Source organism: Humibacter ginsenosidimutans (assembly GCF_007859675.1).
In the GTDB taxonomy this organism is placed as follows: Bacteria; Actinomycetota; Actinomycetes; order Actinomycetales; family Microbacteriaceae; genus Humibacter; species Humibacter ginsenosidimutans.
Genome location: NZ_CP042305.1, coordinates 534995 through 559591, shown reverse-complemented (window position 1 = coordinate 559591; position 24597 = coordinate 534995). Strand labels below are relative to the sequence as shown.

The 24597-nt window shown below is 69.5% G+C and carries 24 protein-coding genes and 1 pseudogene; 23 read left to right on the top strand and 2 right to left on the bottom strand.

Annotated features, from left to right (window positions below; all coding sequences use genetic code 11):
• The first annotated feature begins 7 nt into the window (after window positions 1-7).
• The 9 genes from aroC (at window position 8) to FPZ11_RS02665 (ending at window position 6359) form a co-directional block, all read left to right on the top strand.
• The gene (gene aroC / locus FPZ11_RS02705; RefSeq protein ID WP_146318168.1) at window positions 8-1207 is read left to right on the top strand and encodes a chorismate synthase; all 1200 of its coding nucleotides are present in this window, start codon (window positions 8-10) and stop codon (window positions 1205-1207) included.
• Complete coding sequence (locus FPZ11_RS02700; protein WP_146318166.1) at window positions 1204-1704, top strand: shikimate kinase; 501 nt, start codon at window positions 1204-1206, stop codon at window positions 1702-1704. The genes aroC and FPZ11_RS02700 overlap by 4 nt, the downstream gene beginning before the upstream one ends.
• Entirely contained in the window at window positions 1701-2780 is a 1080-nt protein-coding gene (aroB, locus tag FPZ11_RS02695) for a 3-dehydroquinate synthase (RefSeq protein ID WP_146318164.1), read from the top strand. Before FPZ11_RS02700 ends, aroB begins: the two co-directional genes overlap by 4 nt.
• Before the next feature lie 11 nt (window positions 2781-2791).
• Window positions 2792-3307 carry a GNAT family N-acetyltransferase gene (locus FPZ11_RS02690; RefSeq protein WP_246846491.1) on the top strand — a complete coding sequence of 172 codons (516 nt, stop codon included), beginning with the start codon at window positions 2792-2794 and terminating at the stop codon, window positions 3305-3307.
• Between the two features lie 90 nt (window positions 3308-3397).
• Window positions 3398-3859 carry a type II 3-dehydroquinate dehydratase gene (locus tag FPZ11_RS02685; RefSeq protein ID WP_146318160.1) on the top strand — a complete coding sequence of 154 codons (462 nt, stop codon included), beginning with the start codon at window positions 3398-3400 and terminating at the stop codon, window positions 3857-3859.
• Between the two features lie 109 nt (window positions 3860-3968).
• Window positions 3969-4535, top strand: coding sequence for an elongation factor P (efp, locus tag FPZ11_RS02680; protein WP_146318158.1), 567 nt, complete (start codon window positions 3969-3971; stop codon window positions 4533-4535).
• Between the two features lie 15 nt (window positions 4536-4550).
• A complete protein-coding gene (nusB, locus tag FPZ11_RS02675; protein WP_146318156.1) occupies window positions 4551-4967 on the top strand; it encodes a transcription antitermination factor NusB in 417 nt (138 codons plus the stop codon).
• Window positions 4968-5020: 53 nt separating this feature from the next.
• Window positions 5021-5734 (top strand): DsbA family protein, encoded by a 714-nt coding sequence (locus FPZ11_RS02670; RefSeq protein WP_146318154.1) that lies wholly within the window; start codon window positions 5021-5023, stop codon window positions 5732-5734.
• Between the two features lie 31 nt (window positions 5735-5765).
• On the top strand, window positions 5766-6359 hold the full coding sequence (locus tag FPZ11_RS02665; protein WP_146318152.1) for a DinB family protein: 594 nt from the start codon (window positions 5766-5768) through the stop codon (window positions 6357-6359).
• A gap of 11 nt (window positions 6360-6370) precedes the next feature.
• Here the strand turns inward: FPZ11_RS02665 and FPZ11_RS02660 are convergent, their stop codons facing one another.
• Window positions 6371-6829, bottom strand: coding sequence for a GNAT family N-acetyltransferase (locus FPZ11_RS02660; protein WP_168203719.1), 459 nt, complete (start codon window positions 6827-6829; stop codon window positions 6371-6373).
• A gap of 10 nt (window positions 6830-6839) precedes the next feature.
• Window positions 6840-8129, bottom strand: coding sequence for an HNH endonuclease signature motif containing protein (locus FPZ11_RS02655; RefSeq protein ID WP_168203718.1), 1290 nt, complete (start codon window positions 8127-8129; stop codon window positions 6840-6842).
• Between the two features lie 263 nt (window positions 8130-8392).
• Between FPZ11_RS02655 and pyrR the strand changes: the two genes are divergently transcribed.
• The 14 genes and pseudogenes from pyrR (at window position 8393) to FPZ11_RS02585 (ending at window position 24579) form a co-directional block, all read left to right on the top strand.
• Entirely contained in the window at window positions 8393-8947 is a 555-nt protein-coding gene (pyrR, locus tag FPZ11_RS02650) for a bifunctional pyr operon transcriptional regulator/uracil phosphoribosyltransferase PyrR (protein WP_146318146.1), read from the top strand.
• Between the two features lie 23 nt (window positions 8948-8970).
• A pseudogene (locus tag FPZ11_RS02645) lies at window positions 8971-9138 on the top strand (aspartate carbamoyltransferase); the annotation flags it as partial.
• Window positions 9138-10469 (top strand): dihydroorotase, encoded by a 1332-nt coding sequence (locus tag FPZ11_RS02640; RefSeq protein ID WP_146318144.1) that lies wholly within the window; start codon window positions 9138-9140, stop codon window positions 10467-10469. The pseudogene FPZ11_RS02645 and the gene FPZ11_RS02640, both read left to right, overlap by 1 nt.
• On the top strand, window positions 10469-11035 hold the full coding sequence (locus FPZ11_RS02635; RefSeq protein ID WP_146318142.1) for a PH-like domain-containing protein: 567 nt from the start codon (window positions 10469-10471) through the stop codon (window positions 11033-11035). The genes FPZ11_RS02640 and FPZ11_RS02635 overlap by 1 nt, the downstream gene beginning before the upstream one ends.
• 1 nt (window position 11036) lies before the next feature.
• Complete coding sequence (gene carA / locus FPZ11_RS02630) at window positions 11037-12329, top strand: glutamine-hydrolyzing carbamoyl-phosphate synthase small subunit (RefSeq protein ID WP_168203717.1); 1293 nt, start codon at window positions 11037-11039, stop codon at window positions 12327-12329.
• A 3-nt stretch (window positions 12330-12332) separates the two neighbouring features.
• Window positions 12333-15620, top strand: coding sequence for a carbamoyl-phosphate synthase large subunit (carB, locus tag FPZ11_RS02625; protein ID WP_146318140.1), 3288 nt, complete (start codon window positions 12333-12335; stop codon window positions 15618-15620).
• Window positions 15617-16477, top strand: a complete 861-nt coding sequence (gene pyrF / locus FPZ11_RS02620) for an orotidine-5'-phosphate decarboxylase (protein WP_146318138.1) — start codon at window positions 15617-15619, stop codon at window positions 16475-16477. The genes carB and pyrF overlap by 4 nt, the downstream gene beginning before the upstream one ends.
• 40 nt (window positions 16478-16517) lie before the next feature.
• Window positions 16518-17474 carry a guanylate kinase gene (gmk, locus tag FPZ11_RS02615; RefSeq protein ID WP_146322647.1) on the top strand — a complete coding sequence of 319 codons (957 nt, stop codon included), beginning with the start codon at window positions 16518-16520 and terminating at the stop codon, window positions 17472-17474.
• 45 nt (window positions 17475-17519) lie between these two features.
• Window positions 17520-17780: a DNA-directed RNA polymerase subunit omega gene (gene rpoZ / locus FPZ11_RS02610; RefSeq protein ID WP_146318136.1), complete on the top strand. Its 261-nt coding sequence runs from the start codon at window positions 17520-17522 to the stop codon at window positions 17778-17780.
• Between the two features lies 1 nt (window position 17781).
• Window positions 17782-19059, top strand: coding sequence for a bifunctional phosphopantothenoylcysteine decarboxylase/phosphopantothenate--cysteine ligase CoaBC (coaBC, locus tag FPZ11_RS02605; protein ID WP_437438614.1), 1278 nt, complete (start codon window positions 17782-17784; stop codon window positions 19057-19059).
• A 46-nt stretch (window positions 19060-19105) separates the two neighbouring features.
• Window positions 19106-20299, top strand: a complete 1194-nt coding sequence (metK, locus tag FPZ11_RS02600) for a methionine adenosyltransferase (protein ID WP_146318134.1) — start codon at window positions 19106-19108, stop codon at window positions 20297-20299.
• Window positions 20299-22290 (top strand): primosomal protein N' family DNA-binding protein, encoded by a 1992-nt coding sequence (locus FPZ11_RS02595; protein ID WP_146318132.1) that lies wholly within the window; start codon window positions 20299-20301, stop codon window positions 22288-22290. Before metK ends, FPZ11_RS02595 begins: the two co-directional genes overlap by 1 nt.
• A gap of 13 nt (window positions 22291-22303) precedes the next feature.
• Complete coding sequence (fmt, locus tag FPZ11_RS02590) at window positions 22304-23224, top strand: methionyl-tRNA formyltransferase (RefSeq protein WP_146318130.1); 921 nt, start codon at window positions 22304-22306, stop codon at window positions 23222-23224.
• Window positions 23221-24579, top strand: coding sequence for an RsmB/NOP family class I SAM-dependent RNA methyltransferase (locus FPZ11_RS02585; RefSeq protein ID WP_146318128.1), 1359 nt, complete (start codon window positions 23221-23223; stop codon window positions 24577-24579). The genes fmt and FPZ11_RS02585 overlap by 4 nt, the downstream gene beginning before the upstream one ends.
• Window positions 24580-24597: the final 18 nt, after the last annotated feature.

Below are 24597 nucleotides of genomic sequence, written 5' to 3'. Positions count from 1 at the left end.
TGTGACCATGCTTCGCTGGCTCACCGCAGGGGAATCCCACGGCCCCGAACTCGTCGCCGTTCTCGAGGGGCTTCCCGCAGGGGTGCCCGTCTCGATGGATGCCGTGCGCGCCGATCTCGCGCGCCGCAAGCTCGGCTATGGCCGCGGCGCGCGCATGAAGTTCGAGCAGGACGCGCTGGCCTTCTCCGGCGGCGTGCGGCACGGTCTCAGCATGGGCAGCCCGATCGCGCTGCGCATCGGCAACACGGAGTGGCCCAAGTGGGTCGACGTGATGAGCCCGGAGCCGGTCGACGCCGAGAAGCTCGCCACCGGCCGCGGCGCAGCCCTGACGCGCCCTCGTCCGGGGCACGCCGACCTGGTCGGCATGCAGAAGTACGGCTTCGACGAAGCACGTCCCGTGCTCGAGCGTGCGAGCGCCAGAGAGACCGCAGCACGCGTCGCGCTCGGCGCGATCGCCAAGGCGTTCCTCGCCGAACTCGGCGTGCGCCTCGTGAGCCACACGCTGTCGATCGGACCGGTGCGCGTTCCCGAGGGCTCGGCGGTGCCCGGTCCCGACGACGTCGACACTCTCGACGCCGATCCGCTGCGCTGCTTCGATCCCGCGACCTCGGAAGCCATGGTCGCCGAGGTGGATGCCGCGCACAAAGACGGTGACACGCTCGGCGGCGTCGTCGAGGTGCTCGCCTACGGCGTTCCGGTCGGCCTCGGCTCGCACGTGCAGTGGGACCGCAAGATCGACGGGCGCCTCGCACAGGCGCTCATGAGCATCCAGGCCATCAAGGGCGTCGAGGTCGGCGACGGCTTCGAGACCACGAGGCGACGCGGCTCGGCGGCGCACGACGAGCTCGTCACCGACGGCGACACCATCTCGCGCACGAGCGGCAAGGCCGGCGGCACAGAGGGCGGCATGACGACCGGCACCGTGCTGCGGGTGCGCGCGGGCATGAAGCCCATCGCCACGATTCCGCACGCTCTGCGCACCGTCGACATCGCCACCGGCGATGCGGCCCCCGCCCACCACCAGCGTTCCGACGTCTGCGCCGTTCCGGCGGCCGGTGTGGTGGCCGAGGCGATGGTGGCGCTCGTGCTCGCGGACGCCGTGCTCGAGAAGTTCGGCGGGGATTCGGTCGCAGAGACCCGCCGCAACCTCAGCGGCTACCTCGAGAGCATCCCTGCCGCACTGCACACGGAGACCGTGCGCGCGTGACCGTCGTGCTGATCGGCCCGCCAGCGGCAGGCAAGACACGGGTCGGCAAGCGTCTGGCCAGAAGCCTCGGCGAGACGTTCATCGACACGGATGCCGTGATCGTCGCCAAGTACGGACCGATCTCCGGGATCTTCGCCGAGCGCGGCGAAGAGGCGTTCCGCGCCATCGAGCGCGACGTGGTAGCGGAGGCGCTGGCGCTCGGCGGCGTGGTCTCGTTCGGCGGGGGAGCGGTGCTCGATCCGCGCACCCAGGCCGACCTCGCCGCAGCGAAGGTCGTGCTGCTCACGGTGTCGCCGGAGGTCATCGCCGCGCGCATCAACGACGGCAAACGACCGCTCGTGCAGAGCGTGGAGTCGTGGCGGGCGCTCGTGGAGAAACGGATGCCGCTGTACGAGTCGCTCGCGGACTATCGCGCCGACACGTCACGGCGGCCGATCACGACCATCGTCGACGAGATCGCCGAGTGGGTGCAGGAACAGGAGCGGACGCAAGCATGACCGAACAGAGCACGCAGCTGCGGGTGACCGGAGCGAACGAGTACGCGATCACGGTGGGTCGGGGCATCCGCTTCGGCGCCGCCGAACTGCTCGGCCCCGGCGTACGCAAGGTGCTCGTGGTGCACCAGCCCACGCTCGCCGCCGCGGCGTCCGAGCTGCGCGCGTCGCTCGCCGACACCTACGAGGTGCTGCTCGCCGAGATTCCGGACGCCGAGGCCGCCAAGCGCGTCGAGGTCGCCGCGTTCTGCTGGCAGATCATGGGTCAGGCCGACTTCACCCGCACCGACGCCGTCATCGGCTTCGGCGGGGGAGCGGCGACCGATCTCGCCGGCTTCGTCGCCGCCACCTGGCTGCGTGGCGTGAAGCTCGTACAGATCCCCACGACGGTGCTGGGCATGGTGGATGCCGCGATCGGCGGCAAGACCGGTATCAACACCGCGGAGGGCAAGAACCTCGTCGGCGCCTTCTACGCACCGGCCAGCGTGCTGTGCGACCTCGACACGCTCGACGCGCTGCCCCGCAACGACGTGCTGGCCGGATACGCCGAGATCGTGAAGGCCGGATTCATCTGGGCGCCGGAGATCCTCGACAACATCGAGGCCGACCTCGAGACCGCTGTTGATCCGCACAGCGACGTGTTCCGCCGCAACCTCGAGCTCGCGATCGACATGAAGGCGAAGGTCGTCAGCGAGGACTTCCGCGAGGCCGGCTTGCGCGAGATCCTCAACTACGGCCACACGCTCGGGCACGCCATCGAGCACGCCGAGCGGTACCAGTGGCGGCACGGGGCGGCCGTCGCCATCGGAATGGTCTACGCCGCGGAACTGGCGCGACTGAGCGGGCGGCTGTCGGATGCCGTGGCGGACCGGCACCGGAGCATCCTCGAGTCGCTCACGCTGCCGGTGAGCTACCCGGCCGGGCGCTGGCAGACCCTGCTGGCGACCATGCAGCGCGACAAGAAGGCGCGTGGCGGCACGCTGCGCTTCATCGTGCTCGACGACCTCGCACGGCCGACCGTGATGCAGGCGCCGGACCCGAGCCTGATGTTCGCTGCCTACCAAGAGATCGCGTCGTGATCGTGCGGCGCGTGCGGCAGGACGAGTGGCGGCAGTCACGCGACCTCCGGCTGGACGCGCTGCGAGATCCGGACGCCGCCATCGCGTTCCTCGACACGTATGAGCGCGCATCGACGCAGTCTGACGAGTTCTGGGCAGAGCGCACTGCGAACGCGTCCGAGGGCGCCGGCGCCGCACAGTTCGTCGCGGAGCACGACGGCGCCTTGGTCGGGACGGTCACGGTGCTGATTCGGGAAGCAGGCGCGATCGATCATCTCGACCGTGCCGTCGACGATGCCAGAGCGGATGTCGTGGGCGTGTTCGTGCGGCCCTCGCATCGCGGCGACGGCACGATCGATGCCCTGTTCGACGCCGCGGCCACGTGGGCCGGCGACGTCGGAGCGATCGTCATGACGCTCGACGTGCACGAGGAGAACGCCCGAGCCCGAGCCGCGTACCTCCGCAACGGCTTCACGCCGACGGGCGAGACGATCGCCGGGCCGATCGGGCCGGAGATCGTGATGGCACGGCCTGTCGGCCGGGAGTGATAGCGCGGCACCCGATTCGCGCCCCGTCTCGTGCTGCCGATGATCGGATGCGCACGATCGACGAGACCCCGCGGTTGATAGGGTTCCGACGTGACCGACACCCCTCGCCGACTCCTGCTCGTCAACGGGCCCAACCTCAACCTGCTCGGCGTTCGCGAGCCAGGCATCTACGGCACGGAGACGCTGGCCGACATCGAGACGCTCGTGACGAACACCGCCGCCGGTCTCGGATTTCAGGTGCGCGCCGTGCAGAGCAACCACGAGGGCGTGCTGATCGACGCCATCCACGCGTCACGCGAGGACTGCGCCGGCATCGTCATCAATCCCGGCGGACTCACCCACACATCCGTGGTGCTGCGGGATGCCCTCACCGGCGTCGCGCTGCCCGTCGCCGAGGTGCACATCTCCGACGTCAACGCCAGGGAGGAGTTCCGTCGCTTCTCCTATGTGCGCGACATCGCCGCCGTGCACGTCGTCGGCGAAGGCGTCGCCGGCTATGCCACCGCGACGACGAAGCTCATCGAGGCGATCGCGGGCCTCGGGGAGGGCTGACCTCCGTCAAGCGGATTCCCGGCCGGCACCCGGTAGAATCACCAGGTGGTCGGCGCTACTGACGCGCCTTGACCGTCCGACTTCTCTCGTTATCGAAGGATCTACACGCATGGCATCCGATACCGCTGACATTCGCAACGGCGCCGTTCTCAACATCGACGGCCAGCTCTGGACCGTGATCGAGTTCCAGCACGTCAAGCCGGGCAAGGGCGGCGCGTTCGTGCGCACCAAGCTCAAGAACGTGGTCAGCGGCAAGGTCGTCGATCGCACGTACAACGCCGGCACGAAGCTCGAGTTCGAGAATGTCGACCGCCGCGACTATCAGTACCTGTACAGCGATGGCGACGGCTTCGTGTTCATGGACACGAGCGACTACGACCAGTTCACGGTTCCCTCCTCGATCGTCGGCGACGCCGCGAACTTCATGCTCGAGAACCAGAACGTGACCATCGCGATGAACAACGGCAACCCGCTCTACGTCGAGCTGCCGGCATCCGTCGTGCTCGAGATCACCTACACCGAGCCGGGCCTGCAGGGCGACCGCTCGACCGGCGGCACCAAGCCCGCCACCGTCGAGACCGGATACCAGATCCAGGTTCCGCTGTTCCTCGAGACCGGCACCAAGGTCAAGGTCGACACCCGCACGGGCGACTACCTCGGCCGCGTCAACGACTAGGCGCCGACAGACCGCATGAGCGCCCGCAGCAAGGCGCGCAAACGCGCCATCGACATTCTCTACAGCGCCGACGTGCGCGGCATCCCGTTCGCCAAGGCCCTGGCCGACGAGGCGCAGCGCGCGGCGAACGAGCCGGCTCGTGAAGCGTCCTGGCTCTACGCACGCGAGATCGTCGACGGCGTGATCGACCACAGCGACGAGATCGACGAGTTGATCGAGACGTACGCCCAGGGCTGGACCCTCGAGCGGATGCCCGCTGTCGACCGCGCCATTCTGCGGATGAGTGCGTGGGAGATGCTGTACAACCCTGCAGTGCCCGACGGCGTCGCCATCTCGGAGGCCGTCGAGCAGGCCACGCTGCTGTCGACGGACGACTCTGCGAAGTTCGTCAACGGGCTGCTCGCCAAGATCGGCGCCGCGGTCACGCACTGAGCGCTGCGTCGACCATTCGCCGAACACACGCACGATCGAGCCCGAGGTTCCCGATGAGAGCAGCACTTCTCCGCCGCGCCGCCGTCGTCTTCGCCGCGCTGGCGCTCACCGCAGGCCTTGCCGCGTGTTCGTCATCCACGCCGGACTCGACGCCGAGCGCGACGAAGTCTGCCGCGGCGCTGCCGACCGGCACGACGGGTGCCGCGCACTTCGATGACGACTACCTCGCCGTCGGCACCGGCAAGACGACGGTCGACACCTACGTCGACCCGATGTGCCCGTTCTGCGGTGAGTTCGAGAAGGTCAACGGTCGCACGCTCGCCGAGCTCGTGAACAGTGACGAGATCACACTGCGCGTGCACCCGCTCGACTTCTTGGACCGCAGTTCCCAGGGCACCATGTACTCCTCGCGCGCGGGGAGCGCACTCACGTGCGTGGCGGCATCCGACCCGAAGGCAACGCTCACCTTCCTCTCGCAGCTCTACGAGAACCAGCCGGAGGAAGGCTCATCGGGTCTCACCGACGCGAAGCTGACCTCGCTCGCCCACGACGTCGGCGCAACCGATGTGGATGCCTGCATCGCCGCGAACAAGTACGTCACCTGGATCTCGAATCTGACGCAGAAGGCACTGAACGGGCCTCTGCCTGGCGCCGATATCACGTCGATCACCGCGACGCCGACCGTGCTTGTGAACGGACACGCCTACACAGGCGGGATCACCGACACGAAGGCGCTCACGAAGTTCATCGCGGCGGGCGGCAAGTAGCAGAGGCGACATTCGGCGTACGGTCGATCGCATGACTGACGACAAAGACGCCGAGAAGGCCATGCTCCTGCGCGCTCTGCAACGCTCGCGCGACGCCCTGCTGTGGAAGCTCGACGGGTTGAGCGAGCAGCAGGCTCGCCTGCCCATGACCCGCACCGGCACGAACCTGCTGGGGCTCGTCAAGCACGTCGCCACCACGGAGTACGGGTACTTCACCGAGGTCTTCGGCAGACCGGCGCCGGAGCGGATGCCGTGGGCGGAGGATGAAACGGAGGACAACGCCGACATGTGGGCGACCTCCGATCAGTCGATCGAGTGGGTGACCGCGTTCGCGCATCGCGCCCAGGCGAACACGGAACAGGTCGTCGACGAACTCGATCTCGACGCCCGCGGTGTCGTGCCGTGGTGGCCGGAGGAACGCAGGAACGTGACGCTGCGCCAGATCCTCGTGCACATGATCAACGAAGCGGCACGGCACGCAGGGCACGCAGACATCGTGCGCGAACTCATCGACGGCGCAGCGGGCATCGGAGCAAAGGGGGCGGGGCTGCCCGAACACGACGAGCAGTGGTGGGAGCGATACCGCGCGCGGCTGCAGGAGGTGGCCGATGGGTTCGGCGACTGAGCGGACCTCTGCTATGGCAAGGCAACCCGGAACCGCTGCTCGCGAGTCCCGTCCGCCAGCATGTGCTCCGAGAACGCGACGGGAATCACCACCCGCCAGAAGCCGACGGCCGCATCGTTGCCCTTGACTTCGCTGATGCGCCAGTCGCCGACGTGAAGTGCGAGGATCTGCTGTGCGGCTCGCCGGCCGATCCCGTGAGAGCGGAACGGACGCATCACGAAGAACTCCGCCATCTCGACCGGGTCGGTGAGACGCACGAGCGCGAACCCCACGGGTCTGCCGTCCGAACGGATCAGATAGGCGCGACGGTCGTCATCCGTCCAGTAGGCGTCGAGCCAGATGTATTCGTAGCGACCCTCGTCGTCCAACTCGCGGCCGTCGAACTCCGAGAAGTCGTACAGATACAGCTGCATCAGCCGATCGAGCAGCGTTCGATCGCTCTCGGTCGCGATCTCGACGGTCACGCTCACGCCGGGAAGCCTAGAACGGCGGCGGATCGCTGTCATATCCGGTGGGCGTGCGCACGCGGATGCCGCCGTCGGGCTTGGGGTCAAGACGGATGCGCGTGACCGACTTGAGCCGATGCAGGCGAGGTTTCAGCGGAACGAGGTTCGTGACATCCGTCGTACCACCGTGCTGCCACTCGACGACGTGGTCGACCTCCGAGCCGAGCGACAGGTACGGCGCAGCCGACTCGTCGAACCCGTAGTTCAGCCGCAGCCAGTGCCGCTGCTCGGCCGACGGCCGGTACTGACCGGAGTCGAGCACCAGCCGCGTCGGCGTCACGGGGTCATCGAAGACGCGCCGGAAGGAGGGTGCCTTTCGAAGGGCTCGTGCGGCGCTGACCGGATCGATCGGACCGTAGCCGAGCAGTTCCGCGAAACGGCCGTCGCCGTCGATCAGAATGTGCGGCTGTGCGGTGGCGGCTGACGGCGTTCCGTCGCCGGCGAGCCATTCCACGAGCAGATCGGCTCGAAGCTGGTCGCGGTTGCGGGTCTCGCCGTCGACGCGGCGCAGCCGAGCTGCTACACCGGTGAGGCGCGCCTCGATGCGGGCGACGTCCACGGCGGGGATGAACGCGGACACCCATGCCATGCCGTCTTCCGCGGGCTCGAAGCAGACCCGCCGACGCTGCCGTGCAACGTCATGCCGCTCCTGCAGAGTGTCGGCACAGAGGCGTTCACGCAAGATCCGGCAACGGCGGGCGAACACCCCGGCACGCAGACTCGCCGCGACCCGGCTGAGTCGCTCGTCATACCGACCCACGACGGCGTCAGGAACGCCGTCGACGGATTCGACGGCAGCCCGCACGCGCTGCGCGCTGATCGAACCCTCGACGAACAGGTCACGGAGACGGGGCAGCGAGGCAGTCAGCGTCTCGGCCTGGTGCGCGAGAGAACGCACCAGGTTCTCCGAGAGATTCAGCCGATGTGCCAGATCGAAGGCGACGGAGCGTTCGGCGAAGTCGAGATCGTCGATACCGGGAGTGCGATCAGCCGCTCCCACCGGCACATAGATGCGCGGGTTCGCCCGTGCGATCTCGAACGCCTCGCCGATGGCGAGAAGCTGACGTGCCGCCTGCCGGTTCACCATGAGCTGCGAACACTCTGCATCGTCGAAGGCGAATCCCAGCACTTGCTCGGCCGTTGGGTGCCGCACAGGCAGCTCGGCCAGGTCGACGTCGAAGTCCGGCCCATCGTCGAAGAGGCCCGTCTCGTCGACGACGGTGACCATCACGGAGTCCTCATCCGTCATCGTCATATCGTTCATGTCTACGATGCTATGATCACCCGCCGACATTCCTGATCGAAGAGAGATCCGCTCGAAGTGAGCGATGTGGAAGCATCTGTTCCTTCGTCGCGACTGACGCGTGCAGACCGCGTGTCCTGCTGGGCTGTCGAATGTGCGCCAGTGATCGACGGTCCATCCCGTGAGACGTATCGCCGTTTAGCGGATGGTGACGAGCACTGATAGGCTTGTGCGAGTTTGGCAACCTTTAAGAGCCGTCCTGTGAGGCGGGGAAGGGGGTCGGCATGACAGCACGTACCGTGCTGCAGCAGGCTGACATCGCCCGGGCGTTGACTCGGATCGCACACGAGATCCTGGAGTCCAACCGGGGATCCCGCGATCTCATGCTCCTCGGCATCCCGACGCGCGGCGTCGCACTCGCCGAGCGCATCGGCGCCAGCATCGCCCGCATCGAAGACGGAGCGCCGCCGGCTGTGGGAGCGCTCGACGTGACGATGTATCGCGACGATCTGGCGGAGCATCCGACCCGAACGCCGTCGCCCACGAGCGTTCCCGGCTCGATCGACGGCGCGACGGTGGTGCTGGTCGACGACGTGCTCTTTTCGGGGCGCACCATTCGTGCGGCGCTCGACGCGCTCAGCGGACTCGGTCGCCCGAAGGCCGTTCGACTCGCGGTGCTCGTGGACCGCGGCCACCGCGAGTTTCCCATCCGGGCCGACTTCGTCGGCAAGAACCTGCCCAGCTCCACGAGGGAGCGCATCAATGTGCGTCTCACGGAGGTCGACGGAGAGGACTCGGTCGCCATCGGCACGAGAGACGACGAAGGAGAGCAGCACTGATGCCGGCAGCTGCCGGGCCGTGGGCGGATACCATGGTGATGCATCCAGGGCCCATCATCAGGGGGCTGGAGATCTCTGCCGAAGCCGCGGACTCACCGCAGTCGCTCGCGCACGATCAGGTCGCCGGCGGTGTCTCGAAGCGCATGGCCGCGCTCTTTCCACTGCTGTCCGACGATCGGGAGGTCAACTAGTGTCACGCGAACGGTTCTTCATCGAGAACGCGACGCTCGTCGACGGCTCGAGCACGGACATCCTCGTCGCGGGCGGCACGCTGACGGTCGGAGCGGATGCCCGTGCCGGCTCCCAGGACGCCACGCACGTGGATGCGACCGGCCTCCTCGCTCTGCCGGGACTCGTCGACCTGCACACCCACCTTCGCGAACCCGGCTTCGTGCAGAGCGAGACGGTGCTGACCGGCACGCGTGCCGCCGCCGCCGGCGGATACACGACGGTGTTCGCGATGGCGAACACCTCGCCGGTCGCCGACACTCCAGGGGTTGTCGAGCAGGAGCTCGACCTGGGCCACGCTGCGGGCTACGCCACGGTGCAGCCGATCGGCGCCGTCACCGTGGGGCTCGCGGGGGAGAGGCTGTCCGCGCTCGGCGCCATGGCGGCCTCGCGCGCGAAGGTCCGGGTCTTCTCCGACGACGGCGTGTGCGTCTCCGATCCGCTGCTCATGCGCAGGGCGCTGGAGCAGGTCAAGGCGTTCGACGGCGTGGTCGCACAGCACGCACAGGAGCCGCGCCTCACGGAAGGTGCACAGATGAACGAGGGCGCTCTCTCCGCCAGGCTCGGGCTCACCGGCTGGCCGGCCGTCGCCGAGGAGTCGATCATCGCCCGCGACGTGCTCCTGGCCGAGTACGTGGGCAGCAGGCTGCACGTCTGCCACCTCTCCACAGCGGGTTCCGTCGAGATCGTGCGCTGGGCGAAGCGGCGCGGCATCGACGTCACCGCCGAGGTGACGCCCCACCACCTGCTGCTCGACGAGGAACTCGTGGCCGACCGCGACGCCCGTTTCAAGGTGAATCCGCCGCTGCGCCGCAAAGAAGACGTGCTCGCGCTGCGCGAGGCCCTCGCCGACGGCACGATCGACATCGTCGCCACCGACCACGCCCCCCACCCTCTCGAGTCCAAGACCTGCGAGTGGGGAGCGGCGGCGAACGGCATGGTCGGACTCGAGTCCGCGCTGAGCGTCGTGCACGAGGCGATGGTGAGCACCGGACTGCTGGACTGGTCCGGCGTCGCCCGCGTCATGTCGGCGACACCGGCACGCATCGGTCGAGTGGGGCGAGGGATGCCCGTGGCATCCGGCTCCCGCGCCGACCTGACGCTCTATGACGCGAGCGCCTCCGCCGTGTTCGACACCGGACGGCTCGCCGGCAAGGGCGTCAACTCGCCCTACCTCGGACGTGAGCTGCCCGGGCGCGTGCTCTGGACCTTCCACGGCGGCACGGCGACGCTGCGCGACGGCGCACTCATCGAACCGGACGACGCGGCCGCCCTGGCCGGAAAGGCTGCCTGATGGACAAGCTCTGGCCCACCCTGCTGATCCTCGTCGTCGTGGCCCTCGTGTTCGTGGGCATGTGGGCGGGCTGGCGGCGCATCCGGCGCCGCGACGCCGTCCTCGTCGTGCCTTCCGCGCTCCAGTCGCAGGGGGACACGATCGTCGCCGTCAGCGCACTGCACGTGGCGACCACCCGGCACGATCAGCCGCTCGACCGCGTCGCGGTCCCCGGGCTCGCGTTCCGCGCCACGGCGAGGGTCACGGTCTCGACGGGAGGCGTGACCGTCGCCGCGCCCGGCGAACCCGTCGTGGCGATCGACGCGGCGTCGATCGTCGGCGGGGGCACCGCCACCTGGACCATCGACCGCTCGGTCGAGCAGGGCGGACTCGTGCTGGTCGCCTGGCGCGCACGACGAACCGACGGCGACGAGCAGGTGCTGGACACGTATCTGCGCGTCGCCGAGCCGGGGCAGCAGCGCGCGCTGCTCGACGGCATCCACTCGCTCGCCGACACCGACGAGCGCCTCAGCACATCTGGCGCCGACGACGTCGCCCACGACACGACCACCGGAGACGAGGCCTGACATGGCGAAGAAGAACCGCGAACACGACAACGAGCACGACGAGGGGCAGCAGACGAACGGCACAGAAGACGACACGACCACCGCGCCCTTCGTCGAGATCGGCCTGCCCACCACGGCGGCCGTCGCCTCTCGCGCACAGCCTGCCGTGCTCGTGCTCGAGGACGGCACGCGTTACGAGGGACGCGGCTACGGCGCGATCGGACGCACCCTCGGCGAGGCCGTCTTCGCGACCGGCATGACCGGCTACCAGGAGACGCTCACCGACCCGTCGTACGCCGGCCAGATCGTCGTGATGACGGCGCCGCACATCGGCAACACGGGCATGAACGACGTCGACGGCGAGTCGGCGCGGGTCTGGGTCGCCGGCTTCGCCGTGCGCGAGCCCGCCCGCATCGTCTCCAACTTCAGGTCGCAGCGCAGCCTCGACGACGACCTGGCATCCAGCTCGGTCGTCGGCATCAGCGGCATCGACACCCGCGCCGTCACCCGGCACCTGCGCTCGGCCGGCGCGATGCGCGCAGGCATCTTCTCCGGTCAGGATGCCCTGCTCACCCCCGCGGAGCAGCTCGACATGGTGCGCTCGGGCGCCGACATGCGCGGACTGAATCTCTCCGCGATCGTCTCCACCCCGCAGCCCTACACGATTCCGGCGCGCGGCGAGCGCATCGGCTCCGTCGCGGTGCTCGACCTCGGGGTGAAGGCGAGCACGCTCGGCTATCTGGCCGACCGCGGATTCGACGTGGTCGTGCTCCCGCAGTCGACGACCGTGGAGGAGCTGAAGGCCATCGCGCCCAGCGCGCTCTTCTACTCGAACGGCCCTGGAGACCCGGCGGCCTCCGACCAGCACGTCGAGCTGCTGCGCACGGTGCTGCGCGACGGCATCCCGTACTTCGGCATCTGCTTCGGCAACCAGCTGCTCGGCCGCGCGCTCGGCTTCGGCACGTACAAGCTGCCGTTCGGCCACCGCGGCATCAATCAGCCCGTGCTCGACCGCGCGACGGGCCGCGTGGAGATCACCGCGCACAACCACGGCTTCGCGGTCGACGCCCCTCTCGATGAGGTGAGCGAGTCGGCCGAGGGCTTCGGCCGCGTCGAGGTGAGCCACTACGACCTCAACGACAACGTCGTCGAGGGGCTGAACTGCCTCGACATCCCCGCGTTCAGTGTGCAGTACCACCCCGAGTCGGCGGCGGGTCCGCACGACGCGAACTACCTGTTCGACAGGTTCAGAGACATGGTGCTCGCCTCGCGCACCCCCGAGACGACCACGAACGATGAGAGCGGAGAAGCCTGACCCATGCCGAAGAGAGAAGACATCTCCAGCGTTCTCGTGATCGGGTCCGGCCCGATCGTCATCGGCCAGGCGTGCGAGTTCGACTATTCGGGCACGCAGGCCTGCCGCGTGCTGCGCGAGGAGGGCGTGCGCGTCATCCTCGTCAACTCCAACCCGGCGACGATCATGACCGACCCGGACTTCGCCGACGCCACCTACATCGAGCCCATCACGTGGCAGGTGATCGAGACGATCATCGCCAAGGAGAAGCCGGATGCCGTGCTGCCGACCCTGGGAGGCCAGACCGCGCTGAACGCGGCGATGCAGCTGCACGAACACGGAATCCTCGAGAAGTACGGCGTCGAGCTGATCGGTGCCAACTTCGAGGCGATCGAGAAGGGCGAGAACCGCCAGATCTTCAAGGAGCTCGTCATCGAGTGCGGCGCCGACGTCGCCGCCTCGCGCATCTGCCACACCATGGACGAGGTGCTCGCGGGTGCAGAGGAGCTCGGCTACCCGCTCGTCGTGCGTCCGAGCTTCACCATGGGCGGCCTCGGATCGGGCTTCGCGTACGACGAGACAGATTTGCGCCGCATCGCCGGTGCCGGCCTGCACGACTCGCCGACGCACGAGGTGCTGCTCGAGGAATCGATCCTGGGCTGGAAGGAGTACGAGCTCGAGCTCATGCGCGACACGGCCGACAACACGGTCGTCGTCTGCTCCATCGAGAACGTCGACCCGGTCGGCGTGCACACCGGCGACTCGATCACCGTCGCCCCGGCCCTCACCCTCACGGACCGCGAGTACCAGCGGCTGCGCGACATCGGCATCGACATCATCCGCGCGGTCGGCGTGGACACCGGCGGCTGCAACATCCAGTTCGCGGTGCACCCCGTCACCGGACGCGTGATCGTGATCGAGATGAACCCCCGGGTGTCGAGGTCGAGCGCGCTGGCATCCAAGGCCACCGGCTTCCCGATCGCGAAGATCGCGGCGAAGCTGGCCATCGGCTACCGGCTCGACGAGATCCCGAACGACATCACCAAGGTCACCCCCGCCAGCTTCGAGCCAACGCTCGACTACGTGGTCGTGAAGGTTCCGCGGTTCGCCTTCGAGAAGTTCCCGGCCGCAGACACCACGCTGACCACCACCATGAAGTCGGTGGGCGAGGCCATGGCCATCGGCCGCAGCTTCACGAGCGCGCTGCAGAAGGCCCTGCGGTCGCTCGAGAAGAACGGGTCGTCGTTCCACTGGGGCGACGAGGATCGCTCCGTCGAGGAGCTGCTCGCCATCGCGGCGACTCCCACCGACGGGCGCATCGTCACCGTGCAGCAGGCGCTGCGCAAGGGCGCGAGCATCGAGGATGCCTACCGCGCCACCGGCATCGACCCCTGGTTCCTCGACCAGATCGTGCTCATCAACGAGGTGGCGGGAATCATCCAGGGCGCTGGCATGCTCGACACCGACACCATGCTGCTCGCGAAGGACCACGGCTTCTCCGATGCCCAGATCGGTCAGCTGCGCGGGTTCGGCGAGGCCGAGGTGCGCGAGGTGCGGCACATCCTGAACGTGCGGCCCGTCTACAAGACGGTCGACACGTGTGCGGGCGAGTTCCCTGCACTGACGCCGTACCACTACTCGAGCTATGACGCCGAGACCGAGGTGGAGCCGAGCGACAAGCGCAAGGTGGTCATCCTCGGCTCCGGCCCGAACCGCATCGGCCAGGGCGTCGAGTTCGACTACTCCTGCGTGCACGCGTCGTTCGCCCTGCACGACGCCGGTTTCGAGACCGTGATGATCAACTGCAACCCCGAGACCGTGTCGACGGACTACGACACGAGCGACCGGCTCTACTTCGAGCCGCTCACGCTCGAGGACGTTCTCGAGGTCATCCACGCCGAGTCGGCCTCCGGCGAGGTCGTCGGCGTCGTCGTGCAGCTCGGCGGCCAGACCGCCCTCGGCCTCGCCAAGGGTCTTGAGGCCGCCGGCGTCCCGATCCTCGGCACCTCGCCGAGCGCCATCGACCTGGCCGAGGAGCGCGGCCTGTTCTCGGAGATCCTCGAGAACGCCGGCCTTCTCGCGCCGCGCAACGGCACGGCCTACGACGTGGCCGGCGCGCAGAGCGTGGCGGCGGAGATCGGCTTCCCCGTGCTCGTGCGCCCCAGCTATGTGCTCGGCGGCCGTGGCATGGAGATCGTCTACGACGCGCCGTCGCTCGACGACTACTTCGAACGGGTGGCCGACCAGGCGATCGTCGGTCCAGGGCACCCCTTGCTCGTCGACCGATTCCTCGACGACGCCACCGAGATCGACGTCGACGCGCTCTTCGACGGCGAGCAGCTCTACATCGGCGGCGTCATGGAGCACATCGAGGAGGCGGGCATCCACTCCGGTGACTCCAGCTGCACGCTGCCGCCCGTCACACTCGGCCGCGCCGAGATCGACAGGGTGCGCGAGGCGACGCTGAAGATCGCAGAGGGCATCGGCGTGCGCGGACTGCTCAACGTGCAGTTCGCCATCGCGGCAGGCGTGCTCTACGTGCTCGAGGCCAACCCGCGCGCGAGTCGCACGGTGCCCTTCGTGTCGAAGGCATTGGGCATCCCGCTCGCCAAGGCGGCCAGCCGCGTCATGACGGGGGAGACCATCGCCCAGCTGAAGGACGCCGGTCTGCTGCCGGCGGACGACGGCTCGATCGTGCCGCTCGACGCGCCCATCTCCGTGAAGGAGGCCGTGCTGCCGTTCAAGCGCTTCCGCACCCGCGACGGTCGCATGGTCGACTCCGTGCTCGGGCCCGAGATGCGCTCCACCGGCGAGGTCATGGGCATCGACCGCGACTTCCCGCGCGCGTTCGCGAAGAGCCAGACGGCGGCATACGGCGGGATGCCGCTCACCGGCACCGTCTTCGTCTCGGTCAGCGACCGCGACAAACGCTCCATCGTGCTGCCGGTGCTGCGCCTCAAGCAGCAGGGCTACCGGCTCGTGGCCACAGAGGGCACAGCAGAGGTGCTGGCGCGCAACGGCATCGAGGCGGAGCCCGTGCGCAAGTTCAGCGACGAGCCCGCCGGTGACGAGCCGAGCATCGTCGACCTCATCAATCGCGGTGAGATCGACATCGTGGTGAACACGCCGAGCGGACGGTCGGCTCGCGCCGACGGCTACGAGATCCGGGCCGCCGCCGTCGCTGCGGACATCGCCCTGTTCACGACCATCGCCGAGCTCAGCGCGGCCGTCGCGTCGATCGACGCGATCCGCGAGGGCTTCGACGTGCGGTCGCTGCAGCAGTACGCGCTCGACAGGGCGGCCCGCGCGTGAGCGGATCGACGCCGTCCGGCTTCGGTGAACGGCTCGGCACCGTCATCGTGCGCGACGGCGCCCTCTGCGTCGGGATCGACCCGCACGCCTACCTGCTGCGCGAATGGGATCTCTCGAACGATGCGCAGGGAGTGCGCGAGTTCGGTCTCCGCGTCGTCGACGCTGTCGCGGGCCGGGCAGGCATCGTGAAGCCGCAGATCGCGTTCTTCGAGAAGTTCGGCGCTCGCGGGTACTCCGCACTCGAAGAGGTTCTGGCCGCGGCACGCGCCGCGGGACTGATCGTGATCGCCGACGTGAAACGGGGTGATCTCGGCACCAGCGTCGAGGCGTACGGCGAGGCATGGCTCACACCGGGATCGCCGCTGGAGGCCGACGCGATGACGATCTCGGCCTTCCAGGGCGTCGGCTCTCTCGCGGCGCCGATCGGGCTCGCCGCGGAGACGGGGAAGGGCCTGTTCGTGCTGGCGGCGACGAGCAATCCGGAGGCCGCCGGCATCCAGCGCTCCGTCGATCCCGGTTCTGGACGCACGGTGGCTCGTGCCATCATCGATGGTGTGACGCAGGCGAACCAGGCGATCGGCAACGAGCTCGGCTCGATCGGCGTCGTGCTGGGCGCCACGCTCGAGCTCTCCGAGTTCGGCATCGACGTCGCGAAGCCCATCACTCCTGCACTGCCCGTGCTCGCGCCGGGGTTCGGACACCAGGGTGCTGCGCTGAAGAACGCACGCGACATCTACGGCTCGTTCGCCGAGCTGCTCGTCGTCAGCGAGTCCCGCAGCATCCTGACCGCGGGTCCCGACCGCATCGCCGACACCATCTCCCGCCGCGCCGACGAGGTGCGCTCCTCCCTTGACTGACACCCCGACGCTCGAGAGCGTCGGCACGACACCACCACTGATGCCCGATACCTCAGCACCCTCTCATCGTCCCCAGCCCCCCGAGGTCGATCGCGCGGCCGCGTCGAGAGCCGCCGTCGCGGCCCGACGCGCGCGCGCGGCCGTGAAGTCGCAGATCGCGTCGGGCACCAGGTCGCCGATCGAGGTGCTGGATGCCGCCGGCTCCGACCCGTCTGGCCCGGAAGGCACACTGCGCGTCCCCGACTTCCTGACCAGCCTCAAAGCGATCGGAGCCACGAAGTCCGCGGAGATCCTGCAGCGCCTCGAGATCTCGCCCGTGAAGCGGCTCGGAGGCCTCGGCAAACACCAGCGGGCTCGGCTGAGGGAGTTCCTCATCGAACGCTCGGGCACGGCGCCGGGCCGCAAGCGGGCACGGCTCACGGTGCTCGCCGGGCCGACCGCCGTCGGCAAGGGCACCGTGGCACGGCACATCAGGGAGAACTACCCCGACGTGCTGCTCTCCGTGTCGGCGACCACCAGGGCGCCCCGCCCCGGCGAGATCGACGGCGTCGACTACTACTTCGTCGAGGACGCGGAGTTCGATCGCCTCATCGCGGAGCACGAGCTGCTCGAGTGGGCCAAGGTGCACAACAGCCACCGCTACGGCACACCGCGCGGACCGATCGAGCGTGCTCTGGCCGACGGCCGCAGCGTGCTCCTTGAGATCGATCTGCAGGGCGCGCGCCAGGTGCGCGCCGCCATGCCGGAGGCCGTGCTGGTCTTCCTCGCGCCCCCCAGCTGGGACGAACTCGTGCGCCGACTCATCGGTCGGGGGACCGAATCGCAGGAGGAGCAGCATCGCAGGCTCGCCACGGCGAAGGTGGAACTGGCCTCCCAAGACGAGTTCGACGCGCGCGTCGTGAACGGGACCGTGGCCGAGGCCGCGCGCGAGGTCGTAGAATTGATGCAGGTACGCGCGCGCCGACCGCGTCGCGCCGCAACGTCATCCGGTCGCTGAACGTCGAAGTCCGAAGGTTCCGTCGGCGGCCGCTATCGAAGGAGCATCCATGTCAACTGCAGCCAAGGGCATCATCGACCCCCGATCGATGAGCTGCTCTCCCGCGTCGAGTCGAAGTACGCGCTCGTGATCTTCGCCTCGAAGCGCGCACGCCAGATCAACGACTACTACGCCGACCTGCACGAGGGAAGCCTGTTCGACAACGTGGGGCCGCTGGTCGACTCCACGATCGACGACAAGCCCCTCTCGGTCGCCCTCCACGAGATCAACGAAGACAAGCTCGTCGCCCGTCCGCTCGACGAGTGACATGACGAGCGCCGGTGCCGCCGTGAGCACGCCCCTGACCATCGTCGTCGGCGTGACCGGCGGCATCGCTGCATACAAGGCCGTCTCGGTCATCCGCTCGTTCGTGCTGCTCGGACACGACGTGCACGTCATCGCGACGGATGCCGCGCTCAAGTTCGTCGGCGCCCCGACGTTCGAGGCGATCAGCCGCAACCCGCTGAACACCGACCTCTACGAGGGCGTCTCCGAAGTGCGGCACGTCGACATCGGACGTCGGGCCGACCTCGTCGTGATCGCTCCCGCCACGGCCAACACGCTGGCGAAGCTCGCCGGGGGACTGGCGGACGACCTGCTCACGAACACCGTGCTCGCCACCAGCGCGCCCGTGCTCGTCGCACCCGCGATGCACACCGAGATGTGGCAGAACCAGGCGACGCAGGCGAACGTGAAGACCCTCCGCGATCGCGGCGTGGCCATCGTCGGTCCGGGAGAGGGCCGTCTCACCGGCTCCGACTCCGGCCCCGGCCGCATGGCGGAACCCGAGGAGATCGTCGAGGCCGCCACGGCGCTGGCCACGCGTCCTGCCACGCCACATCGGCCCCGCAGGTCGTCGGAGTCCGAGGCGACCCGCGCAGAGCGCCGCGACCTGGCAGGCAAGCACATCGTGGTCACGGCCGGCGGCACCCGCGAGCCCCTCGACCCCGTGCGCTACCTCGGCAACCGCTCCAGCGGCAAGCAGGGCGTGGCCGTCGCCCAGGCCGCGAGGCAGCGCGGCGCCGAGGTGGTTCTCATCGCCGCCCACCTCGACATCCCGGCCCCCGACGACGTCGAGGTGCGGTCCGTCTCGACGGCCCGCGAGCTGCAACGTGCCGTCACCGAGGAGGCGGCCACGGCCGACATCGTGGTGATGACCGCCGCCGTCGCCGACTTCCGTCCGGCGTCGACGAGCACCTCGAAGATCAAGAAGGAGAAGGTCGGCGACAGCTACCAACTCTCTCTGGTGGCCAACCCGGACATCCTCGCCGAGCTCTCCGCCGGCAAGCGGGCGGACCAGGTCGTCGTCGGCTTCGCCGCCGAGACCGAGAGCGACCCGCAGGCACTGCTCGAGCTGGGCAGACGCAAGCTGGAACGCAAGGGCTGCGACTACCTCGTGATCAACAACGTGGGATGGAAGACCGGGTTCTCCACCGACGAGAACGAGGTCGTCGTGCTCGATTCGCGCGGGCGTATAGTGATGGAGGCCTCCGGCAGCAAAGCGTCGGTGGCCGATCGTATTCTCGACGTCATCACCTCCGCCTGACCCGCGACCAGAACGTGGATGGGGCCCGGATCCAGCTGGAGCACTCATGACTTCTCTGCGCCTTTTCACGTCCGAATCCGTCACGGAAGGACATCCGGACAAGATCTGCGACCAGGTCTCCGACGGCATCCTCGACGCCCTGCTTCGCGTCGATCCGCACAGCCGGGTCGCGGTCGAGACGCTCGTCACGACCGGTCTCGTGCACGTCGCCGGTGAGGTGACCACGAACGGCTACGTGGAGATCCCGGCCATCGTGCGCGAGACGATCACCGCGATCGGGTACACCTCCTCCGACGTGTGGTTCGATGGCCGTTCCTGCGGCGTCTCGGTCTCGATCGGCGGACAATCGCCCGACATCGCGCAGGGTGTGGACGCCGCATACGAGACGCGCGAGGAGGCATCCCTCGACGAGCTCGACCGCCAGGGCGCCGGCGATCAGGGCATCATGTTCGGCTACGCCACCACGGAGACGCCCGAGCTGATGCCCGTGCCGATCTGGATCGCGCACCGCATGGCGGAGCGGCTGGCCGAAGTGCGCAAGAGCGGGGAACTCGACTACCTGCGCCCCGACGGCAAGACCCAGGTCACCGTCGGCTACGACGGCATCACCCCGCGCACGGTGGAGACCGTCGTGCTCTCCACGCAGCACTCTCCGGCGGTGTCCACGGCCCAGCTGCGCACCGAGGTCGCCGAGCACATCATCAGACCCGTGCTGGAGCGCGTCGAGCTCGACTCCGGCGACCTCACCACTCTGATCAACCCGACCGGTCGATTCGAGATCGGCGGCCCGCAGGGGGACGCCGGGCTCACCGGACGCAAGATCATCATCGACACGTACGGCGGGGCATCCAGACACGGCGGCGGCGCGTTCAGCGGAAAGGACCCGTCGAAGGTGGACCGCTCCGCCGCGTACGCCCTGCGCTGGGTGGCGAAGAACGCCGTCGCCGCCGGGCTCGCCGACCGGCTCGAGGTGCAGGTGGCGTACGCGATCGGCACGGCTTCGCCGGTCGGACTCTATGTCGAGACGTTCGGAACGGGTCACCTGCCCGACGACCGCATCACCGCCGCCATCCGCGAGGTGTTCGACCTGCGACCGGCGGCCATCATCCGCGATCTCGACCTGCTCAGACCCATCTACGCCAAGACGGCCACCTACGGCCACTTCGGCCGCGAACTGCCGGAGTTCACCTGGGAGCGACCCGACCGCGTCGACGACCTGCGGTCGGCCGCCGGCCTCTGATGCCCGAGGCGCGAGGCCCGCGCGTCGCGCGCGTGATCGTCGACACGCCCCTCCCGCAGCTCGATCGGCTGTTCGACTACGCGATCCCCGAGCGGCTGCGTGAGCAGGCCGTGCCAGGCGTGCGGGTGACGGTTCCGTTGCGTTCCGCGGGACGCATCGCCGACGGCTACCTCGTCGAGGTGGCCGACGATGCGTCGTTCGACGGCGAGCTCAGCGAGCTCGATTCCGTCGTGTCGGCAGCGAAGGTGCTCACCCCTGAGATCGCTCGGCTCGCGCGGCGCATCGCCGACCGTTCGGCAGGCAGCGCGAACGACGTGCTGCGCCTGGCGGTGCCGCCGCGCATGGTGCGGGTGGAGAAGGCATGGCTGGCGGCGGAGCATCCGGCTGCCCCTGAAGAGGTTCCGGTTCGCGGAGTGCGAGGGTATCGCTCCGCCCTCGCCGAGGCGATCGACACGGCGGGCCGCGTCGCGGTGGATGCCGTGCCCCGGCTCGCCCGCACCACGGCCGGCGAGTGGGTGGGCGCGTGGGCGATCACGCTCGCCGAACTCGCGGCGCGTTGCGTGGCATCCGGTCGCAGCGCCGTCATCGCGGTGCCCGACTATCGCGACCTCGACCAGCTCCAGGCGGCACTGCGCGACGCGGTACCCGATCACGTGCTCGCCAGGGTGGATGCCGGCCAATCCAACCAGGACCGCTACCGAGCGTTCTTGCGTTGCCTCGAGCCGAGCCCGGTCGTCGTGATCGGCAACCGGTCGGCGGTGTACTCACCGGCCCACCGGCTGGGCCTCATCGCGCTCTGGGACGATTCCGACCCGCTGCACGCCGAGCCGCTCGCCCCCTATGCACACGCCAGGGATGTGGCCCTGGTGCGGGCGGAAGACGAGGGCTGCGCCCTCGCCTTCGTCTCGCACACGCGCAGCATCGAGGTGCAGCGTCTCGTCGAGCTGGGCTGGCTCACAGCGCATTCGCCTGAGCCGGCCGTGACGCCGCGCGTCGTCGTGACCGCCGCGCAGTCCGGCGAACAGGGACCGTCGCGAGTTCCGGACGGCGCATGGCGCGCGGCCAAGGACGGCATCGCGCACGGTCCCGTGCTCGTGCAGGTCGCCCGCCCCGGATACGCTCCCGTGCTCGCGTGCGCGACCTGTCGCCAGGCCGCGCGCTGCGCGAAGTGCCAGGGGCCGCTCGGACTCGACCGAGCCGGGGCGCCGCCGTCGTGCCGCTGGTGCGGTGCCATCGCCACCGGGTGGGAGTGCTCGCACTGCGGAGGCACCGCGGTGCGCCTGGTCACGCGGGGCAGCGCACGCACGGCGGAAGAGCTGGGCAGGGCGTTCCCCGGCTCGCGCGTCATCGTCTCCGACGGAGAACGTCGTGTCACGACGATCGACGAGCGGCCCGCCCTCGTGGTCGCCACCAGGGGCGCCGAGCCGATCACGCCCGGCGGATACCGCGCCGTGCTGCTCCTGGACGGCGACCGCATGCTCGCTCGCGAGTCTCTCAACGTCGCAGAGGATTGCCTGCGCTGGTGGTCGAACGCCGCCTCGCTGGCGGCGCCCGGCGCCCCCGTGGTGCTCGTGGGGGTCGCAGGACCGCTCGCTCAGGCGCTGGCGACCTGGCGGCAGCCTGCCTACGCGAGCACCCAGCTGGCCGACCGACGTGCACTGAAATTCCCGCCCGCCGTGCGGCTGGCGTCGGTCACCGGAACGCCCAAGGCCGTGGGCGACGCCGTCGCGGCACTCGTGGCAGGCACCTTCATCGACGTGCTGGGTCCCACGCCCGTCGAGACGCGCGGCGCCGGGCGGCAGGGGAGCGGGCATCCGGATGCCGTCCGTGCGATCGTGCGATTCGACTACGCGCACGGGGCCGCCGTGGCCTCCGCTCTGCGATCGGCCGTGGTCAAGGCGGCGGCGAAGGGCAGAAAGCCGCGCGGCGATCGCGGCTACCGGCCCCCGCCTACACTCAGAGTCAGGCTCGACGACCCCGAGATCTCGTGAAGGAGCTCACTCGATGAGAATCGCGTTCGCCGGAACGCCGCAGGCGGCAGTGCCGACGTTGCGGGCACTCGCCGCCGGTCCGCACGAGATCGTCACCGTCGTGACGCGTCCGGATGCCCCGCTCGGCCGCAAGCGCGTGCTCACCCCGTCTCCGGTCGCCATCGCGGCCGCGCAGCTGGGGTTGCCTGTGGTGAAGGCGCGACGGCTCGACGAGGAGGCGACCGCGAGCATCCTCGACGCCCGCCCCGAGCTCGGCGTCGTCGTCGCGTACGGCGGACTCGTGCGCGAGCCTCTGCTCTCGGCTCCCGAGCACGGCTGGATCAATCTGCACTTCTCCCTGCTGCCGCGCTGGCGCGGGGCGGCTCCCGTTCAGCGTGCGCTGATCGCCGGCGACCAGATCACCGGCGCCGCCGTGTTCCGCCTGGTGCCCGAGCTCGATGCTGGCGACGTGTACGACATGGTCGAGCATCCGATCGGACCCGACGACACGGCGGGTGAGCTGCTGGATGCGCTCGCGGTCGAAGGCGCGGAGCTGGTGGCCAGGGTGGTGGACTCGATCGCGACGGGCTCAGCGGTTGCCGTGGCCCAAGAGGGCGAACCGACGCTCGCGCCCAAACTCGGCCTCGACGACGCGCGGCTGGACCTGACGCGCGACGCCGCTGCCGTCTACGCCAGGCTGCGCGGGGTGACCCCCGAGCCCGGCGCCTTCGTCACCGTCGCAGGCACCCGGGTGAAGGTGCTCGCAGCGGCGCGTTCGGGGGCTGCTCCGCTCGTTCCCGGGCAGTTGCAGCTCGTCGGCGTGAAAGCCCTGATCGGCACGGCGACCACCCCGCTGCACCTCATCACCGTGCAGCCGGCGGGCAAGCGGCCGATGCCGGGTGCCGACTGGCTGCGCGGCCTGCCGGCCCGCGCGACGGCGGAGGTGGCGGCGTGAGCGGCGCATCCGCGCGCACGGTGGCCTTCGACGTGCTGCGCGCCGTGGACGAGTCGGATGCCTACGCCAACCTGCTGCTGCCCGCGCGGCTCGAGCGAGCGCGACTCTCGTCTGCCGACGCCGGTCTCGCCACGGAGCTCACGTACGGCACGCTGCGCCGCCGCGGGTACTACGACCGCGTGATCGAGCTGGCGGCACGACGCCCGGTGAGCCGCATCGACGAGCCCGTGCTCGACGCGCTGCGTCTCGGCTGTCACCAGCTGCTCACCCTGCGCACCCCGAGCCACGCGGCGGTGAACGAGTCGGTGGAGCTCGTGCGATCCGCGGCGTCCCGCTCCGCCGTCGGATTCGCCAACGGCGTGCTGCGCACCATCGCCCGTGCCAGACCCGAGGTCTGGCGCCAGCGCGTCGCCGACGCGGCGCGTGACGACGACGATCTGCTCGCCTCCCTCCATTCGCATCCCACCTGGATCGTGCGCGCGCTTCGCCATGCGCTGGCGGCAGAGCACAGAGAAGACGAGCTCGAGGCCCTTCTCGAGGCCGACAACGCCGCGCCCCGGGTGAATCTCGCGGCTCTGCCCGGAGTCGCCGTGCGGCCGGAGGATTCGGAGCCCGACCGCTACTCGCCGATCGGCTTCGTCTGGCCGGGCGGCGATCCCGCCGCGATCGTGGAGGCCACCGGCGGCGCGATCCGGGTACAGGACGAGGGCTCGCAGCTGGCGGCGCAGATCCTCGTCGCGGCCCGCCCGCCTGCTGCGGGAGAGCGCTGGCTCGACCTGTGCGCCGGACCGGGAGGCAAGGCGGCCGTGCTCGCTTCCGCCGCGGCAGCCTTCGATGTGCGGCTGGTCGCCAACGAGATCGTGCCGGCCAGGCTCGAGCTCGTACGCCGCGCCGTCGCGCCGGTGGGCACCGTGGTGGAGCTGACGGAGCGGGACGGCACCGTGATCGGAGCCGAGGAGGCCGCCGGTTACGATCGGGTGCTGCTCGACGCGCCCTGCACCGGGCTCGGCGCGCTGCGCCGCCGCCCGGAGGCACGCTGGCGCAAGGCGCCCGGCGACGTGCCGGAGCTCACCCGGCTGCAGGCCTCGCTGATCGATTCCGCGGTGGCGGCCCTGCGACCAGGCGGGATCCTCTGCTATGTCACGTGCTCCCCGCACCTCGCGGAGACCAGGGTGCAGGTCAGCGACGCGCTCAGACGGCATCCGCTTCAGCTGCGGGAGCTGCCGACGCAGGACGTCGTGCAGTCGTTCGCCGAGCATCCGCTCGACCTGGCAGGCGACCCCGCGCAGGTTCAGCTGTGGCCGCACCGTCACGGCACCGACGCGATGTTCGTCGCGCTGTTCGAGAAGATGTGAACCGAGACGCTCTAGCCT